The sequence below is a fragment of the Duganella sp. S19_KUP01_CR8 genome, assembly GCF_036688705.1.
In the GTDB taxonomy this organism is placed as follows: domain Bacteria; phylum Pseudomonadota; class Gammaproteobacteria; order Burkholderiales; family Burkholderiaceae_D; genus Rugamonas.
The window spans coordinates 254,905-271,068 of record NZ_JAQQPR010000003.1 but is presented as its reverse complement, the minus strand read 5'-3'; the positions used below and the strand labels follow the sequence as shown (position 1 = coordinate 271,068).

12 protein-coding genes are annotated in these 16,164 nt (G+C 65.7%); 4 read left to right on the top strand and 8 right to left on the bottom strand.

Features of this window, described 5'->3' with window-relative positions:
• Window positions 1-18: 18 nt before the first annotated feature.
• A complete protein-coding gene (locus V6M89_RS04865) occupies window positions 19-624 on the top strand; it encodes a TetR/AcrR family transcriptional regulator (protein ID WP_332852123.1) in 606 nt (201 codons plus the stop codon).
• A 4-nt stretch (window positions 625-628) separates the two neighbouring features.
• Here V6M89_RS04865 and V6M89_RS04860 read toward each other — a convergent pair whose 3' ends face one another.
• Genes V6M89_RS04860 through V6M89_RS04830 form a run of 7 tightly spaced genes read right to left on the bottom strand, consistent with a single transcriptional unit; the run spans window position 629 to window position 9,850 of the window.
• Window positions 629-1,285 (bottom strand): PEP-CTERM sorting domain-containing protein, encoded by a 657-nt coding sequence (locus V6M89_RS04860; RefSeq protein ID WP_332852122.1) that lies wholly within the window; start codon window positions 1,283-1,285, stop codon window positions 629-631.
• A gap of 55 nt (window positions 1,286-1,340) precedes the next feature.
• Window positions 1,341-2,507, bottom strand: a complete 1,167-nt coding sequence (locus V6M89_RS04855) for an MFS transporter (protein ID WP_332852121.1) — start codon at window positions 2,505-2,507, stop codon at window positions 1,341-1,343.
• A gap of 24 nt (window positions 2,508-2,531) precedes the next feature.
• On the bottom strand, window positions 2,532-3,101 hold the full coding sequence (vioE, locus tag V6M89_RS04850) for a violacein biosynthesis enzyme VioE (RefSeq protein WP_332852120.1): 570 nt from the start codon (window positions 3,099-3,101) through the stop codon (window positions 2,532-2,534).
• A 9-nt stretch (window positions 3,102-3,110) separates the two neighbouring features.
• Entirely contained in the window at window positions 3,111-4,229 is a 1,119-nt protein-coding gene (locus tag V6M89_RS04845; RefSeq protein ID WP_332852119.1) for a tryptophan hydroxylase, read from the bottom strand.
• Complete coding sequence (locus V6M89_RS04840; protein ID WP_332852118.1) at window positions 4,229-5,518, bottom strand: FAD-dependent oxidoreductase; 1,290 nt, start codon at window positions 5,516-5,518, stop codon at window positions 4,229-4,231. Before V6M89_RS04840 ends, V6M89_RS04845 begins: the two co-directional genes overlap by 1 nt.
• Before the next feature lies 1 nt (window position 5,519).
• Complete coding sequence (gene vioB / locus V6M89_RS04835; protein WP_332852117.1) at window positions 5,520-8,546, bottom strand: iminophenyl-pyruvate dimer synthase VioB; 3,027 nt, start codon at window positions 8,544-8,546, stop codon at window positions 5,520-5,522.
• Complete coding sequence (locus V6M89_RS04830; protein WP_332852116.1) at window positions 8,543-9,850, bottom strand: FAD-dependent oxidoreductase; 1,308 nt, start codon at window positions 9,848-9,850, stop codon at window positions 8,543-8,545. The genes vioB and V6M89_RS04830 overlap by 4 nt, the downstream gene beginning before the upstream one ends.
• Before the next feature lie 454 nt (window positions 9,851-10,304).
• Between V6M89_RS04830 and V6M89_RS04825 the strand changes: the two genes are divergently transcribed.
• Genes V6M89_RS04825 through V6M89_RS04815 form a run of 3 tightly spaced genes read left to right on the top strand, consistent with a single transcriptional unit; the run spans window position 10,305 to window position 14,726 of the window.
• Window positions 10,305-12,239, top strand: coding sequence for a TonB-dependent receptor plug domain-containing protein (locus tag V6M89_RS04825; RefSeq protein WP_332852115.1), 1,935 nt, complete (start codon window positions 10,305-10,307; stop codon window positions 12,237-12,239).
• Between the two features lie 7 nt (window positions 12,240-12,246).
• Window positions 12,247-12,795, top strand: a complete 549-nt coding sequence (locus tag V6M89_RS04820; protein ID WP_332852114.1) for a YfiR family protein — start codon at window positions 12,247-12,249, stop codon at window positions 12,793-12,795.
• Window positions 12,792-14,726 carry a putative bifunctional diguanylate cyclase/phosphodiesterase gene (locus V6M89_RS04815; protein WP_332852113.1) on the top strand — a complete coding sequence of 645 codons (1,935 nt, stop codon included), beginning with the start codon at window positions 12,792-12,794 and terminating at the stop codon, window positions 14,724-14,726. The genes V6M89_RS04820 and V6M89_RS04815 overlap by 4 nt, the downstream gene beginning before the upstream one ends.
• Window positions 14,727-14,735: 9 nt before the next feature.
• Here the strand turns inward: V6M89_RS04815 and V6M89_RS04810 are convergent, their stop codons facing one another.
• A complete protein-coding gene (locus V6M89_RS04810; protein WP_332852112.1) occupies window positions 14,736-16,010 on the bottom strand; it encodes an ABC transporter substrate-binding protein in 1,275 nt (424 codons plus the stop codon).
• Between the last annotated feature and the right edge of the window lie 154 nt (window positions 16,011-16,164).

The following is a 16,164-nucleotide window of genomic DNA, read 5'->3' as shown; positions in this document are numbered from 1 at the left end:
AGTAGCGAAAATTTACCAATGAGTATCCTTCCGAGATTAAGCTTTAAAAATCAAGCGTTTAAGTTGCGCGAGAGTGCGATTCTCGATGCCACGACGGTGGTGCTGAGTCATAAAGGCTACGATTTGATGACGATGGACGATGTCGCCGGCGCCGTGGGCATCTCCAAGCCCAGCCTGTACAAGCACTTCAAATCGAAGGAGGAGCTGGTCGGCGAGGCGCTGATACGCCTGCTCGACGGCGCGCTCGACTACGTGGCGGCGCTCGATGCGGCGTTGAGCCCTGTGCAGAAATTGTCGGCCTTGCTGGAATGGGCGCTGCGGGTGCGGCTGGATGGCGGCTTGCCGTTCTTGCCGTCCACCAGTCCGCATGTACGGGATATGTTGATACGCAATGTGAAATACATGCTGCGCATCATGAAGCTGAACCGGCAGCTGGAGGCCCTGGTTAAGCAGGCTCAGCAGCAGGGGCAGCTGAGCAGCGAGCTGCCCACCGACGTCATCCTGTTCAGCTATTACGCCCGCACCTGCGATCCGGCGGTGGAGTATCTACAGAAGTACAGCAAGATGGCGCCCGACGATATCGTGCGCCACATGCTGCAAGTGTCGTTTGACGGTTTCCGCTGAGTAGTCAGCTGCGGCGGCGGCGCGCGATCGCGCCGAGCAGCAGCAAGCCGCCAGCGAGCATGGCGTACGACGACGGTTCCGGCACGGCGCTCACCGAGAACTTGATGTTGTCGATGCCGACGTTGTAGGCGCTGTCATGCCACTGGATGCTCAGGCCGCTGGCCGACGAGACGTTCGGCACCAGGGTGGTTGCGGAGTTATTGGTCGGGATAATGCCGTCAAAACTGAACAACACGCCGCCGCCGATCGCCGACACCGTCACCGAAGTGGTGTGCGCGCCGCCATAGGTGCCGAGGTCGAAGCGCGACAGGCTCACCACCTGGCCGGCTTGCTGCGGCAGCAGATCGATGCGGGCGGCCGAATGGGCGTCGTTCGAGCCGGCCCACAGCACGCCATACAGGGTGTTGTAGCCGGTGCTCCACCAATTGAGCGTGCCGTGGCCGGTGTAGGGCGCGGAGTATTGCACATCGACCACGCCGGCCATGTCGCCGTAATCCTGCCCGATGCTGCCATTGCCGTTGGAGCAATCCTGGTGCGCGCCGTAGCCACTGCCGTTGGCGGTGCAAATTTTCGGGCCGTCGAAGTCGAGCGTGTAGTTGCCCGCGTGCGCGCTGCCGGCGAGCGCCAGTGCCGCGCCCAGGACGAGTGATGCTGTTTTCATGTCGCTTGCCTTTTGGAATGGTGTTGAAAATAAAACATATACTATACAATAATTATCAATTCGACACCGCATTCATCCGGACCGCGCGCCCGCCGAGCAGGGGCAGCAGGCTGATCAGCGCAAGCACGGCCAGCGCCACGCCCACCCACAACGGCGAGCGCAAGCCGTAGCCGGCGGCGATGCCCAGTCCGCCTATCCACGATCCGGCGCCCAGGCCGATGTTGATAACCGAGGTGTGGATGGTGTTGACCAGCGGACCGGGATGCGCGGTCCGCATCACCCGCGCGATGATGGCGGGATTCATCGACATGCCGACCAGCCCGGTCACCACCAGCAAGGCGATGCTGGCCGTCTGTTCGTGCGCAAACACTGCGAACAGCGCCAGGCTGATGCTCAGGATCAGCATGCCGCCGACCATGATCGGTATCGTGTACTGGTCGGCAAACCTCCCCACCACGCCATTGCCCACCACGTTGGCGACGCCGTAGACGCCCAGCAGCCAGGGGATCGAGGAGGGCGGGAAGCCGCTCACCTCGGTCAGGATGGGCGCGAAGTAGCTGAAGGCGGCGAAGATCGCACCGATGATCAGGCCACTGCTGGCGTAGGCCGCCCACAGATGGGGATTCCTGAACTCCTTCAGTTCGCTGCCCAGGCTGACCGCCTGGGATGGCTTGGAGCGCGGCACCAGCAGCGTCACCAGCACCATGCACAGCACCGTCAGCACCACCACCAGCCAGAAGCTGGCGCGCCATCCCAGATGCTGGTCGATCAGTGTGGCCATCGGCACGCCGACCACGGAAGCCAGCATCAGGCCGCCGATCACGACGGCGGCGGCGCGCCCGCGCGCGCGGACGTCGACCACGTCGGCACAAATCGCCAGCGATACGCCGAAGCAGGCCGAGGCGGCCACGCCGGTGGCCAGCCGCGCGATCGCCATGACTTCATAGCTGGTGGCCGAGGCGGCGATGGATTGGGCGATCACGTACAGGCTCAGCAGCCCAAGCAAGCCTTCTTTCTTGGTGATGCGCAGCCTGAGCATGCCGACGGTGATCAGCGGGCCGCCGACCACCATGCCGATGGCGTACAGCGAGATCAGGTAGCCGATCCGTGTCACCGGTTCGCCCAGCGCCAGCGCCAGCGACGGCATCATGCCCGCCACCATGAATTCGGACGTGGTCAGCGAGAAGATCGTCAAGCCGAGTATAAAGACAAGCAAGGGCATACAGGTTTCCTTCGAAATAAATGGCTAGGACTGGGCAGGGATGAAAATGCTGTCCGCGATGTCGGCGGTTGAGAAGTTCGGAAAGTCGCGCACCGACAGATGCTGCGGGTCGTTGCCGGTGACCATGCGCAGCAGCTGGTTGCCGCCGGCCTGCAGGTAGAACACCGAGCGCGCCTTGCCGGGCCGTTCAATCACCCAGGCGTCGGCCGGCTGGCCCAGCACGGCGTGGCGGCCGTCGTGCAGCGCCTCGCCGTCGCGCAGGATGGCCTGCGGCAGGAACAGTTCACGGAACGGCGCCACCTCGTCCGGCAGCGCCGTTTCCTGCAGTTGCACGCCTTGCCTGGCATACGCCACCTTTTGCTTGCGGCTGCGCTCGCGCCCGGCGTCGCCGATTTCCGACATCCACAGCCGGTGTCCGGTTTCCCGTTCCGACCAGGGATTGAACAGGCCGTCGATGCGGCAGATATTGCGGGCATAGTCGAACCAGCAATAGCCGGAGGTGACTTCGTCCTCATCCCGCAGCGGCGACCAGTAGGAGATGTAGGCGCTGCTCCATTGCAGCGGCAGCAGCGGCGGGGTGGCGTAGGTCGGCATGGCGGCTCCTTATCGACCCAGGGCGTAGCCGAGCGTGGCCATCAGCGCATCCTGCAACGGCGGCAAGTCCTTGCGGCGGTTGTCGAAGCTGATGGTCAGTTCGGCGTTGCTCAGTCCGATACGGTCGCTGACGGTTTCAAACCAGCGGCGGCTGCCGTCGGCGTGGTCCTTGAACAGCCGCACCAGCGGCACCGCGCGGGCGTTGAAGTTGGCCAGCGCGGCGGCTGTGTCGGCTTCGGCGCTCAGGGTTTTCGCCAGCAGCAGGGCGACCGTCACCGCCATCGTGGTGCCATGGCCGATCGAGAAGTGGCCGGATTGCAGCGCATCGCCGATCAGCACGAACTTGCCGTCGCTGGCCTGTTCGCGGCTGAGCGTCATGAAGTTGCGCCAGCCCTGGCCCGGCTGGCTGATCAGGTCGTGGTCGCCCAGTTCGGCCTGGAAGGTCTGGGCCAGATAGGCGGCGACCTCGCTGTCGCTGCGGTTCTCCAGCCCGGCGCGGGCAAAGCTGTGTTCGCTGCACTCGACGATGAAGGTGCTCATCGTGTCCGAGTATTTATAGGCGTGGCCCATGAAGATGCCATGCTCGTTGCTGCGGAAGACCAGGTTCATCTGGTCGAACAGCTGGGTGGTGCCGTACCAGATGTATTTGTTGCGGCCGAAATCGACCTGCGCCGCCAGCGCCTGCGGCAACTCCAGCGATTTGTGGTTGACGCCGTTGGACACCACCACCAGGTCGTACTCGGCCTCCAGCGCTTCCTTGCTGGCCAGCGGCGTTTCGTATTGAATCGGGATGCCGGCCGCCACGCACTTGGCGCGCAGCGCCTGCACCAGCGCCTGGCGTCCGACGCCGCACAGCGTGATGCCGGTGCTCATCAGGTTGGGCTGGTCGTGGTGCACCAGCTTGAACTCTTCCAGGTACTGCGGGTTGAGCAGTTCCGGCTGCTCCAGGTAGGACAGCGGATTGGCCGGATGGCGCGGCGGCCGTCCCGGCAGCACCACGCCCCAGCCCAGCACTTCTTCCTGGGTATTCTTTTCCGCGATGCGGATGTCCCAGGAGGGTTGGGCTTGCTTCATCTGACTGGCGAAAATCAGTCCTGCGGGTCCGGCGCCGATAACGAGAATCTTCATTAATTTACCCTTCCAAGTTTGTACCAAACGTTTTGCTTCTTCTGGATTTGTTGCAACTCATCGTAGGGAACCGATGTGAAGTACAGTTTCTCCGCCATGTCGGGCGGATAAACACGGGGGAATTTCTTGTGCATGTAGCGGGTGTACCGGGTCTGCAGGAAGAAAATCAGATTCGGGTTGCTCAGCGCCTCGTAGTTGGCGATCGCCATATCCTGCATGGCGTCGGCCTGAACCTTGCGCTGGCGGGTGAACTCGGCCAGCACCTGGCCCATCGCATCGGGCTGGCGGTCCAGCAGGGTGGCGAAGACGTACACGTCCTCCAGCGCCATGTTCATGCCCTGGCCGAGGAAGGGCGCGGTGGCGTGCGCCGAGTCGCCGATCAGCAGCACATTGCCCTTGTAGTGGAAGGTGTTGGAGCGAACATTGATGAGGTCGTTGCTGGGCAGGGCGATGAACTGGTCCAGCAGTTCCTGGCGGCTGGCCGGCGGCAGGCTGCCGAAGTAGCGGCTGAAGAAGTCCGCCATGGCTTCGCGGTTGAGCGTGGCCAGGCTGGGCGTGCCGGTGTAGGGCAGGCAGATGGCGAAGCTGATGCTGCCGTCCGGGATGGTGGCGGCACGGCCGGCAAACAAGCCCTTGGAATCCATGCCGAAGAAGTACAGCAGGTCCTTGCGGAAGCCCAGTCCGGCCGCGTTCGGCAGCACCAGGGTCTTGTAGCCGTGGCGGAAGAAGGTCTGCTTGAACTCGAAGCGCCGCATGCCGCTTTGCATGGCGCGCCGCACCGCCGAGTGGGCGCCGTCGGCGCCGATGATCAGGTCGCCTTGCAGATGCTGCAGTGCGCCGCTGCTGTCCTGGATCAGCACGCTTTTCCGGTCGAGGTCGACATCCAGGCATTTATGCTCGAAGTAGTATTTGACCTCGTGCTTGACGGCGTGCCGGTTCAGCAGCCGCTGGAAGGCGGTGCGGTCCAGCGACAGCGGGAACAGGCCTTCGAGCGGGGTCAGCTCGCGCACCTTGAAGTCGCCGCGCACCGAGAACGCCATGCCGACCACGGGTTCGCCGCACTGGTCCAGCTCCTGCTTGCTGATGCCGGCCCCCAGCACCGCCTTGATGCCGCGCACGGTCATGCTGACGCCGATCGCGCGCGAGCCGATCGGGTCGGCACTGGCCGCATTGGGCCCGAGTGGATCGCAGCGCTTTTCGATGACGTGGACGTCGTGTCCCCGCTGCGCCATGTAGATGGCGGTCAGGCTGCCCGCCAGGCCTCCGCCGACGATGATGATCTTTTGCATTTCAGGCCTCTCTAGACATCTTTCCCCGAGATAAATCGGTTAATTGCTGATTAAAAAACTCCAACATTTCGATCTGCGCCAGGCCGACCACGCCGTCCTCCAGGCAGCGGCCGTACTGCGCCAGCGCCAGGCATTGCTGCGCCAGCTGTTCGCAGCCCAGGCTGTAGTCGCTGCTGATGACGGCGCTTGGCGGCTCCGGCACCGGCGGCCCGGCGTTGCGGCCGGGCAGGCCGGACGGCATGTTCATCAGCGCGGCCGACAAGGGCCGCAACAGGCCGGTCATGATGTCGATGGCGGCGTTCATCAGGCGCGAACGGCGCAGGCTGCCCAGCGGCTGTTGCGCGAAATGGTGGGCCATCAGGCCGAAGGTCAGCGCATAGCAACCTTGGTACAGCTGCATCAGCGAACGCGCCTTGAGGTCGGTCACCACCGTGCAGTCTGCGCGCGCCGCCAGCACCGGGTTCTTCAGCGACGGCACGGCCGGCTCGAACGGTTTCTCGCGCGACGAGAAGCGGCCGCCCAGCGCGCGTAGCCGGTGGAAGTGCGAGACGTCGAAATGCGGCGAATCGACCGCCACGCCTTCTCCCTGCTCGGTGACGAAGTCGATCGCGAACAGCGCGCTGGCGCGGTCGCCCACTTCCAGCTGGTAGCCGGGATAGGCGCGGTTGGTCAGTTCCTTCAGGAACAGGTGGTGCTCGCCGCCGCGCTTGCCGCCGTTGGCGCCGTTGGCATCGAACAGCTCGGGCAGCTCGGCCAGGGCCTGGCGGATGGCGAGGTAGAAGGTGGCGATGGACTTGCCCGGCGTCGGCAGATAGTCGGGCCATTCGAAGCGCACGAACCTGGCCAGCACGTGCTCGGAAAACGGTTCGAATGCAAATTCCGTGTCCAGGCCGAAGCGCTCCCGCGCCTGCTGGCCCAGCAGCGGGGCGCCGGCGTAGAACGGCTCGCCCAGCGCCATCAGCACGTTGTTGATCAACAGGTAGTGGATCATCTCCTCATGGGCGATCTCCAGCAGCGCGCCGCGCGCGCCGCTGTTGCGGCGCCGGTCGGCGTCGCCGCAAGCGAGCTCCAGCTCGTCCGCCTGCCAACGGCCGGCTTCCACCAACTGCTGGCCCTGCTCGTAGTTGGGGATGCTGTACGCTGCATACAGGTACTGCATCATCAGCGACAGTTCCAGGTCGACCGCCTTTTTCAGCTCGTCGACCAGCGCTTCCTTGCTGCGGATGACGTGCGGCGCCGGTTCCGGCGGTGCGGCGGTCTTGGCGGCGGCTTCGACCTGGGTCAGGTATTTCAGGAACAGCCGCGATTTCGGCAGCGACAGTTCGCGCGTGCTCGGCATGTAGTAGCTTTTGTCGCGGTTCCGCGGATCGCACATCTGCCACATCAGGCGCGAATAGGTCTCGCACTTGCAATGGTCCGCCAGGCTGAACACCTTGTCCGCCATGAAGGGATAGACCAGCTCGTAGTAGCTCATCACATGGCGGTAGAGGAAGGCGTAGTCGACCTGTTCGGCCGGCACGTCATCCAGATGCCAGTCGTCGGGCAGCACGCGGACGCCGAGGTGTTGGCCGTCCTGTTCCTCGCCCAGTTTGATGCGGGTGGCGCCGGATGCACGGCCGGTGACGGTCAGGTCGGTGTAGCCGGTTCCGAGCGCCGAGGGTTGCAGCTCCAGCGCCAGCAACTCTCCGTGTTCGGCTTGCACGGCCAGCGCCGGATGCGCCTTCAACTCGCCGCGGTAGCGGCTTTGCAGCGTGACCGTCTGCGGGTAGTCCTGCCTCCGTTGCCGGTCGGGCGCTTCCAGGTACAGCTGGTTGCTGTCGGACTGGTGCACCCAATCGGCTTCGTCCCACTGCGCCTGCGCGCTGCCCAGGCTGAGCGGGCCGGCGCTTGCGGCGGCGTGCAGCAGCGGCACGTCGACCACGCCATGATGGCGCCAGTGATCCAGGTACAGCTGCTCGGGAATGCGGGCCAGCAGCACGCCATCGGCGCCATGCAGCAGCAGGTCGCCCAGCGCCGCCTTGCCGCCCAGGGCGTGCGTCGGATGTTGCTCGGACACGGGGCCGGCCGCGCGGGTGGTGAACGGAATCGCGGTCGGCATATTGAGCGAGACCCGCTCCCCATCCACCTTGACCAGCACCGGTCCCAGGCTGGCCTGGCGCGGCAGCAGCAGGCGGCCGGCCGGATAGGTGGCCAGCTCGTCCCGTCGCCACAGGCCAATGCTGCCGGCCAGGTCGTAGAACACCGGCGAGTCCGGCTTCTGCGGCGTCGACATATTGAACAGCGCGTACTGGATTGTCAGCCCCAGCACGTCGTCGCCGGCCAGCGCCTGTTGCAGGGCGCGCATGCTGGCCGGCAGCGGCGTGTCCGGGTTGAAGAGGAAATGCGGATCCCGCTTCGCCACCGAAAACTGGAACAGCCGCGAGCGGCCGAACTCCTCGTCCAGGAAGTGCCCGCTGCGCTCGGTGATATGGCCGCCGCCCAGCCAGCGCACCGAATGTGCCTGCGCGATGTCGGCGCTGAACAGGGCCGGCGTGTTGGGCGTGGCCTGCATGCCGCTCAGCGTGAACTGGCCGGCATAGATCAGCGTGGTGTCCGGCTGGGAGGGATTGTTGTCGACCCACCTGGCGCGGTTGAACGTGGTGCGCAGATAGTCGTTGTAGTGGCCCCATAAGGCCAGCTTGGCGCCGACCAGCGCGTCCTCGGTATCGACCTCCCCAGGCCGCAGCTGCACGCCGGTGATCCTGGCGTTTTCCCAGGAAAAGTGATTGTTGCCGCAGGCGTTGTAGCCGGCCGCCTGGCTGAAAACGCCTTCCGGATCCGGCTTGCCGGCAGCGTTGAAGCGCGGCGCGAGCTGCTTCAGGTGCTGGTGGAAGTCGGACGGAGGGCGGTCCAGGTCGAAGGGGTCACCCGCCATCGATATCGTGTTGGTGGCGATATCGATGTGGCCGTGCGTGTTGCGATTGGCGGTCGGCACATTGGCGCGGGCGAAACCCCGAAAATGAAAGCGCGGAAAATCCAGCAGACTCATACGTCCTCAGCGGTGGAGGTGGCGTATGCCTGGGCGTCGTTCGCGGCGTCGGGCAGTTGGCTCAGCCGTTCGAGCAGCAGCTGGCTGGCGTGGCGGGCGCTGATCAGGCTGCCTTCCATCCAGCCGCAATGGGAGGTGTAGGCGTCCGAGCAGGCGATGATGCCGTCCTGGTGCAGCAGGGCGGCCGGATGGTCGGCGTCGGTGTCCATGCAAAACTCGACGCCGTGCGGCCAATGCTTGTAAAAATGCCCCTTGATCGGCGGCAGCGGCTGGCCGTTGAGCGGCAGCACTTCTTCCAGATGGCGGCGGACATGTTCCAGATAAACGTCCTCGCCTTGCGTCAGGCAGTCCCGCCAATAAGTCGCGCTTTGGCTGTCGGTGTAGAACAGCAGGTATTTGTCGCCCTTGAAGTAGATTTTCCGCAGCGGGTTCTCTGCCATCAGCACTTTGTCGGTCAGTCCCAGTGCTTGCCACCAGGCCTCGTCGAACGTCAGGAAGCCTTTGAACAAGGGCAGGGAATCGTACTGGAACGGACTCCAGCCGGAGCGCAGGTCCAGGTTCAGGCGCGCCATGGCGGTGGGCGGCACGGCCATGACCAGGTGGCGCGTCCGGTGCACCCGCCGTTCGCCCATGTGGTTGAAGGCGAGCACATGGTCGGCGCCGGATTTTTCAACCGACAGCAGGCGGTGGCCCAGCTCGAACTGCACGCCGCCGGCCTGGGCCTCGCCTTGCAGCTGGCTCAGCAGCTCACCGTAGCCGTCGGTGGCATACAGCCATTCGTTGGCGGCGTTCTCGGTGATGCTCTGGGTCTCGGGATGCTTTTTGATGATGTCGTAGGCCATGGCCGGCGAGACGATGGGCAGCAGCAGGGCGTCGTAGCCGGTGGCCTTGATGATGCGGGTGGCCTCGGCGGCGCCCAGGTAGTGGCTGACGAACTGCAGGAACGAGTCCTGCGGATGTTCTTTCAGCATAGGCTTCAGGCTCAGCAGTGTGGCCTGCAGTTGCTCCTGCACGCGATCGTGGAATACCGCCTCGGTGAACGGATAGACCGCATGCGGCAGTTCGCTGCCCTGCATCAGCTGCTGGAAGTTCGGATGCAGCTGCGGCGAGTAGCGGGCGGCGCCGAGTTCGGCGATTTCCTCTCCATTGATTTTGCGCGACTGGATGCGCCCGCCCACTGCGGCATTCAGATCGAACACCCGTATGCGCAGGTGCTTGCTGATGGCGGCACCGATCAAACGGGTGGCGCAAGTCAATCCTCCGATGCCTGCGCCGATGATGCAAATGTCAGAATAATTGGTCATCCAGAATTCCCTTTTGGTGAATCCCGAGCCACTAACCCAAATGTCCCCCTCTGCGTGCTGGTATGGCGAGAGGTGCAGCGTGCCGCCCCTTGTGGAGGCATTACTGGCGTGGTTCAAGAGTGATGTCGATTTGTCGAAGTCACTTGCATGTCCCTAGTTGCTTATTATTAAATATTGCGCAAACAATATCTTGGGCGAACCTCAAACGGCTTGATAAATATCAAGCCGAGTTCGTCTGACGAAAAATGGCGGGAAGTCGGCAAGACGGCTGCGCGGACCGTCTGGGTTGTTGCGGAAACACCAGCGCATGATGGTCATCGGCAGTGCCGACTGTACAAGCGCGCTTCAACCTGCCAACATGTTTTACTAGAGCAATTATTCGGGTGATGAGCGGCATATGGCAACGATGAACCAACGGCGACCGGCGCCGCTACACCTCCCAATACTTTGCGGTTTGCTCGCGTGCTATCCCTGCGCCGATGCGCAAGACCTGACCACGTTGCCGCTGGAGCAACTGGTGTCGCTGGAAGTGTTCAGCGCGTCGAAGTTCGTCCAGCGCGCCAGCGAGGCGCCGTCCAGCGTCACCGTGATCACCGCCGCCGATATCCGCGCCTATGGCTGGCGCAGCCTGGCCGATGTGCTGCGCAGCGTGCGCGGCGTCTACGCCAGCTACGACCGCAACTACAGCTACGTCGGCGCGCGCGGCTTCCTGCGGCCGGGCGACTACAACACCCGCTTCCTGCTGCAGATCGACGGCAACCGCATCAACGACGCGGTGTTCGATTCGGGGCCGATGGGCGGGGAATTTCCGCTCGACCTGGAACTGGTCGAGCGCATCGAATACGTGCCCGGTCCCGGTTCGTCGGTGTACGGCGCCAACGCCTTCTTCGGCGTGATCAACGTCATCACGCGCCGCCCGCGCGACATCGAGGGCAGCGCGCTGACGCTGGCCGGCGGCCAGGACGGCGCCCGCCGCGGCCATGCCAGCCAGGCCTGGAGTGACAGCTTCGGCACCGACTGGCTGCTGGCCGCCAGCCGCTACAAGACCGACGGCCGCGACCAGTTCTACGCCGCCTACGCCCAGGACGGCGTCGGCGACGGCGTGGCGCGCGGCCTCGATTATGAAAGCGGCCACCGCCTGTTCGCCAAGGCCATCCATGGCGCCCTGACCGCCACCCTGATCCACGCGGAGCGCGACAAGGGCGTGCCGACCGCCTCGTACAGCCAGCGCTTCAACGATCCGCGCTCGCGCACGATCGACACGCAAAACTACGTCGACCTGGCCTACCGCACGATGTTGACGCCGCAGGTCGAGATCAGCGCGCGCGCCTACTGGGCCGAGTATGGCTCGCTGGGCGACTACGTCAACGACGATGCCGCCGGCACCCTCAACCGCGACGTCTTCGCCAGCCGCTGGTGGGGCGCGGACCTGACGCTGCTGGCCAACCTGGGCGACCACAAGCTGCTGGCCGGCCTGTCCTTCGAGGACGACTATCGCCAGCGCATGCTCAACTTCGACGACGCGCCCTACGCGTTGTACCTGAACGAAAACCACAACGGCAACCGCTACGGCCTGTACCTGCAGGACCAGCTGGCGCTGACGCCGGCGCTGTTGCTGAACGCCGGCTTGCGCTACGACCGCCATGCCGCCACCGGCGGCGTGTTCAGCCCGCGCCTGGCGCTGGTGCAGCAGTGGAACGCCGAGACCACCGTCAAGGCCATGTACGGCAACGCCTACCGCGCGCCCAACAGCTACGAGTTGTATTACAGCGCGCCCGGCGACGGCGGCCAGCTGGCCAATCCCACGCTGGGCCGCGAGCGCATCGTCAGCGCAGAGCTGGCGCTGGTGCGCCAGCTGCCCGGCAATCGCCGCGTGACGGTATCGGCGTTCCGCAACGTGGTGTCGGCGCTGATCACGCAGGTCGACCAGGGCGGCCTGCCGATCTTTGTCAACGCCGGCCGCGCCGTGGCGCGCGGGGTGGAATTCGAATACGAACAAAACTGGAACAACGCGGCGCGCCTGAAGGCCAGCTACAGCTGGCAGCGCACGCGCCAGGACGGCGGCGACGGCGAGGGCGGCAACGTCAACACGCCCAGCCAGCTGGCCAAGCTGAACCTGACCTTGCCGCTGCACGGCGCATGGCGCGCCGGCGCCGAGGCCCAGTACGTCGGCCGGCGCAGCATGATCCAGGGCGGCAGCACCGGTTCCTTCCTGCTGGCTAACCTGAACCTGTATTCGCATCGCCTGGCGCCGCACGCCGACCTGGCGCTGACCGCCTACAACCTGTTCAACCGCCGCTATGCCGATCCGGCGTCGGTGGAGCACCTGCAAGACGCGATCCAGCAGGATGGCCGGCGGCTGCAACTGAAACTGATACTGGACTATTGAGATGCCGATGGTGCGCGCCATAGCCGTGTGGTTCTCCACCTTGCCGTTTGCCCTGCTGCTGGGCGGGTGGGGCGGCGCCGCGCGCGCGGAAAGCGCGGTGCCCGAATACCAGCTCAAGGCGGCCTTCGTGTTCAACTTCGCGGTGTTCGCCGAATGGCCGGCCGAGGCGCTGCCGCAGGCCAGTCCGCTGGTGCTGTGCGCGTACAGCGGCAACGCGCTGCTGGCGGCGCTGCAGGAACTGCGCGACAAAAGCGTCAACGGTCATCGGCTTGAGGTGCGCGTGCTGGCCGCCGGCGCGGCGCCGCGCAACTGCCACCTGCTGGTGCTGGACCGCCAGGACCGCGACGCCTGGCCGCAGCTGCGGCAGGACCTGGCCGCGGCCGGCGCCAGCGTGCTGACCGTCGCCGACGACCGCCAGATCGCCCGCGCCGGCGTGATGCTGGCGCTGTTCATGGACGACAAGCGGGTGGTGTTCGACGCCGACCTCGGCGCCTTGCGCGGCGCGCGCATGGTGCTGAGCTCCAAGCTGCTGCGCCTGGCCAGGAGCGTGCAATGACGCGCGCGCGGCCTCGGGAAGCTGAAGCGGCAGCGGGAGCCCCGGCGGGTCCGCTCGGCAGCACGGTCGCGCGCAGCAATCTGCTGGTGGCCGGCGCCGCGCTCAGCGTGGCCGCCTTGCTGCTGGTGGTGTTCCAGTATTTTGTGCTGCGCGACGCCTTGCTCGAGGATGTGCAGGTGCAGGCGCGCATCGTCGGCAGCAACAGCAGCGCCGCGCTGATGTTCGAGGACCAGCGCGCCGCCACCGAAACGCTGGCCGGGCTGGCGCTGTCGCCGGTGGTGGAGAGCGCCGCCATCCTCGATCGGCGCAGCGTGCCGCTGGCCAGCTACCGGCGTGCCGGCGGCACGCCGCCCACCGTCAACGAAGCATTGCGGGCCGGGCGCCAGGTGTTTTCCGCCGGCGCGCTCGAAGTGCTGGAGCCGGTCGCCGCCAACGGCGCCGTGATCGGCAGCGTGGTCTTGCGCGCGACGCAGGCGCCGCTGTACCGCCGCCTGGCCGCGTTTGCCGCCTACATGCTGCTGGTGGCGCTGGCGTCGATGGCGCTGGCCTGGCTGCTGGTGTCGCGCATGCGCGCCACCGTGCGCGCGGCCGAGCGCCGCCTGAACTACCTGGCCCTGGTCGATCCGGTGACGGCGCTGCCGAACCGCAACGCCTTCAACGAGAACCTCGACACTTGCTTGCGCCGGGCCGACCGCCAGGCCGGCGCGGTCGGCTTGCTGCTGCTCGACCTGGACAACTTCAAGGTGGTCAACGACACGCTCGGCCACACCTGCGGCGACCTGCTGTTGCAGATGGTGGCCCAGCGCCTGCTCGCGACGCTGCGGGCGCAGGACGTCATCTGCCGCATCGGCGGCGACGAATTCGTGGTGATCGTCGAGGCGGAGGACGCGGCGCGCGTCACGGCCGGCGTGGCCGACAAGATCCTGGGCGCGCTGGCGGCGCCGTTCCCGATCGAAGGCCAGCAGCTGTACGTCAGCGCCAGCATCGGCGTCGCCACCTATCCGGCGCACGGCGACAACGCCGAGTCGCTGATGCGCGGCGCCGACATGGCGATGTACCACGCCAAGCACCTGGGCAAGAACACCAGCCAGGTGTTCCACCAGGAGATGACGCTGCGCGCGCACAAGCGGCTGACGATGGAGGCCAGGCTGCGGCGCGCGCTGGACAACGATGAACTGGCGCTGCACTACCAACCGCAGATCGACACGCGCAGCGGCCGCATGATCGGCTTCGAGGTGCTGGCGCGCTGGACCTGTCCGGAACTGGGACCGGTCAGCCCGGCGGAGTTCATCCCGGTGGCCGAGGACAGCGGCGTGATCGTGCCGCTGGGACGCTGGGTGTTGCAGACCGCCTGCCGCCAGGCCGCGCAGTGGCAGCGCGAGGGATTGCTGGAGGGCATCGCCCATATGGCGGTCAACCTGTCGGCGCACCAGACCCGCGACAAGGACCTGATGGACGAGATCCTGGCGCTGCTGGAAGAGACCGGACTGCCGGCGCACCTGCTGGAGCTGGAGCTGACGGAAAGCGCGATGATGGAAAACGTCGAGGCCAACCTGGCGCTGATGCAGCGCATCCAGGCCGCCGGCATCCACCTGTCGATCGACGATTTCGGCACCGGCTATTCGTCGATGGCCTACCTGAAGCGCTTCCCGATCGACCAGCTCAAGATCGACCGCAGCTTCGTCAGCGACGTGCCGGGCGACGGCGCGGCGATCGCGATCGCCATCATCGCGCTGGCGCACAGCCTGGGCCTGTCGGTGGTGGCGGAGGGCGTGGAGAACGCGCAGCAGGTCGAGTTCCTGCGCCAGGCCAACTGCGACGTCATGCAGGGTTATTATTTTTCGCGGCCGGTGCCGGCGCCCGAGCTGGAGTTGATGTTGCGGCGGGCGCAGTCGGCGCAGCCGCTGCAAACGGTCCAGGCGCCTCTCTGAATTCACTCCTTACTGACGGTTCGCGGCCATGCGGGTTTTCTGGCGCGCGCTCTCGACGGTGCGCAGCACCTGCTCCGTGTCATGCGGCGGCTTGAGGAATTGGCGCAGCCCTTCATACATGGGCGCGACCAGGTCCGCCCTGGCGTCGCGGTCGAAGAAATGGGTGAGTCCGGCCGCGCCGGCCAGGATGCCGCTGGTGGCGTCGCCCAGCAAGGTGGGCGGTGCGGCCGGGTCGGCCTGGACCGAAAAGGTCTGGTCGGCCTCGGCGATCTGGCGCAGCGCGCCGCTCTCCGCGAGGAAGGCCAGGAAGCGGTTGCGGGCGCTGGCGTTCAGGCCCCTGGCGGGCAGGACCAGCACATCGAGCGGCGCCTCCTCATACGCGGGCAGGTTGGGCGTGTAGCTCGGGAAGGCGAAGAAGCCCATGTCGGCCGCCACCGCCGCCGGAAACTTGGCGGCGACAAAGCTGGCCGTCAACACCATGCCGACATGATCGCGGTACAGATACGGCGGCACGCGTTCCGGTTCCTGGTCCATCGTCGCCTCCAGGAAGTAACCCTTGCTCAGCAAGTCGCCCCAGGTGTCGAGCACCTGGCGCACGCGCGCGTCGCCGAAGCTGGCGTCGCCACGCAGCAGCTTGCGGTGGAAGTCGATGCCGTTGATGCGCAGGTTCAGGTAGTCGAACCAGGCGGCCGCCGGCCAGCCGCTCCTGGCGCCCACCGCCAGCGGCGTCACGCCCGCCGCCTGCAGGCGCTCGCAGGTTTGCAGGAACTCGCTCCAGCTGGCCGGCGGCCGCAAACCCAGGCGCTCGAACAGCGACTTGCGGTACATAAAGCCCCAGGCGTAGTAGTACAGCGGAAAGCCATAGACCTCGCCATCGATGCGCGTGCCTTCGACGGCGGCGGGCGCGAACTTCTTTTTCTTCATCAGTGTGACCAGCTCGCCATCGATGGGCGACAGCAGCTTGTTCCTGGCGGCGTCGCGCAGGCGTTCGCCCGCGTACCAGAAGGCCAGGTCGGCGCGGCCGGTACTCAGGCGCGCGCTGAAGTCGCGCTTGTATTGCTCCTGCGGGTAGCCGTGGTGTTCGACCTGGATGTCCGGATTGGCGGCGGCAAACTGGTTGATGATGCCCAGCCACGCATTGCGCTGGGGGCTGTTGGACACCACGTAGTCGATCACCAGGTGTTCAGCGGCGGCTGCGGACAGTCCCAGGCCGGCGCACAGCAGGCCGCCCGCCAGCCAGCGCTGGATCCGGAGGATGGCGGTCGTCGGGGTCTTGTGCATCATGCAAGTTTGTGCGGCTATGCATGGTATGTCAATCCGGGTTTGCCGCAACGAAGGGCGGAAGCGGCATCTGACCCAATTTCGTTCTGTCGTTTGGTGATTTTCATAATTGCGAGCGGGGGGCTGAACTCGCAGAATGGTCTCACGCGTCCCGATA

Excerpts from the sequence above, each read along its gene's own strand:
- V6M89_RS04815 (WP_332852113.1), top strand. The coding sequence starts at position 12,792 with ATGACGCGCGCGCGGCCTCGGGAAGCTGAAGCGGCAGCGGGAGCCCCG.
- V6M89_RS04860 (WP_332852122.1), bottom strand. The coding sequence starts at position 1,285 with ATGAAAACAGCATCACTCGTCCTGGGCGCGGCACTGGCGCTCGCCGGC.
- V6M89_RS04865 (WP_332852123.1), top strand. The coding sequence starts at position 19 with ATGAGTATCCTTCCGAGATTAAGCTTTAAAAATCAAGCGTTTAAGTTG.
- vioE (WP_332852120.1), bottom strand. The coding sequence starts at position 3,101 with ATGCCGACCTACGCCACCCCGCCGCTGCTGCCGCTGCAATGGAGCAGC.
- V6M89_RS04855 (WP_332852121.1), bottom strand. The coding sequence starts at position 2,507 with ATGCCCTTGCTTGTCTTTATACTCGGCTTGACGATCTTCTCGCTGACC.
- V6M89_RS04845 (WP_332852119.1), bottom strand. The coding sequence starts at position 4,229 with ATGAAGATTCTCGTTATCGGCGCCGGACCCGCAGGACTGATTTTCGCC.
- V6M89_RS04830 (WP_332852116.1), bottom strand. The coding sequence starts at position 9,850 with ATGACCAATTATTCTGACATTTGCATCATCGGCGCAGGCATCGGAGGA.
- V6M89_RS04840 (WP_332852118.1), bottom strand. The coding sequence starts at position 5,518 with ATGCAAAAGATCATCATCGTCGGCGGAGGCCTGGCGGGCAGCCTGACC.
- V6M89_RS04820 (WP_332852114.1), top strand. The coding sequence starts at position 12,247 with ATGGTGCGCGCCATAGCCGTGTGGTTCTCCACCTTGCCGTTTGCCCTG.
- V6M89_RS04810 (WP_332852112.1), bottom strand. The coding sequence starts at position 16,010 with ATGATGCACAAGACCCCGACGACCGCCATCCTCCGGATCCAGCGCTGG.
- vioB (WP_332852117.1), bottom strand. The coding sequence starts at position 8,546 with ATGAGTCTGCTGGATTTTCCGCGCTTTCATTTTCGGGGTTTCGCCCGC.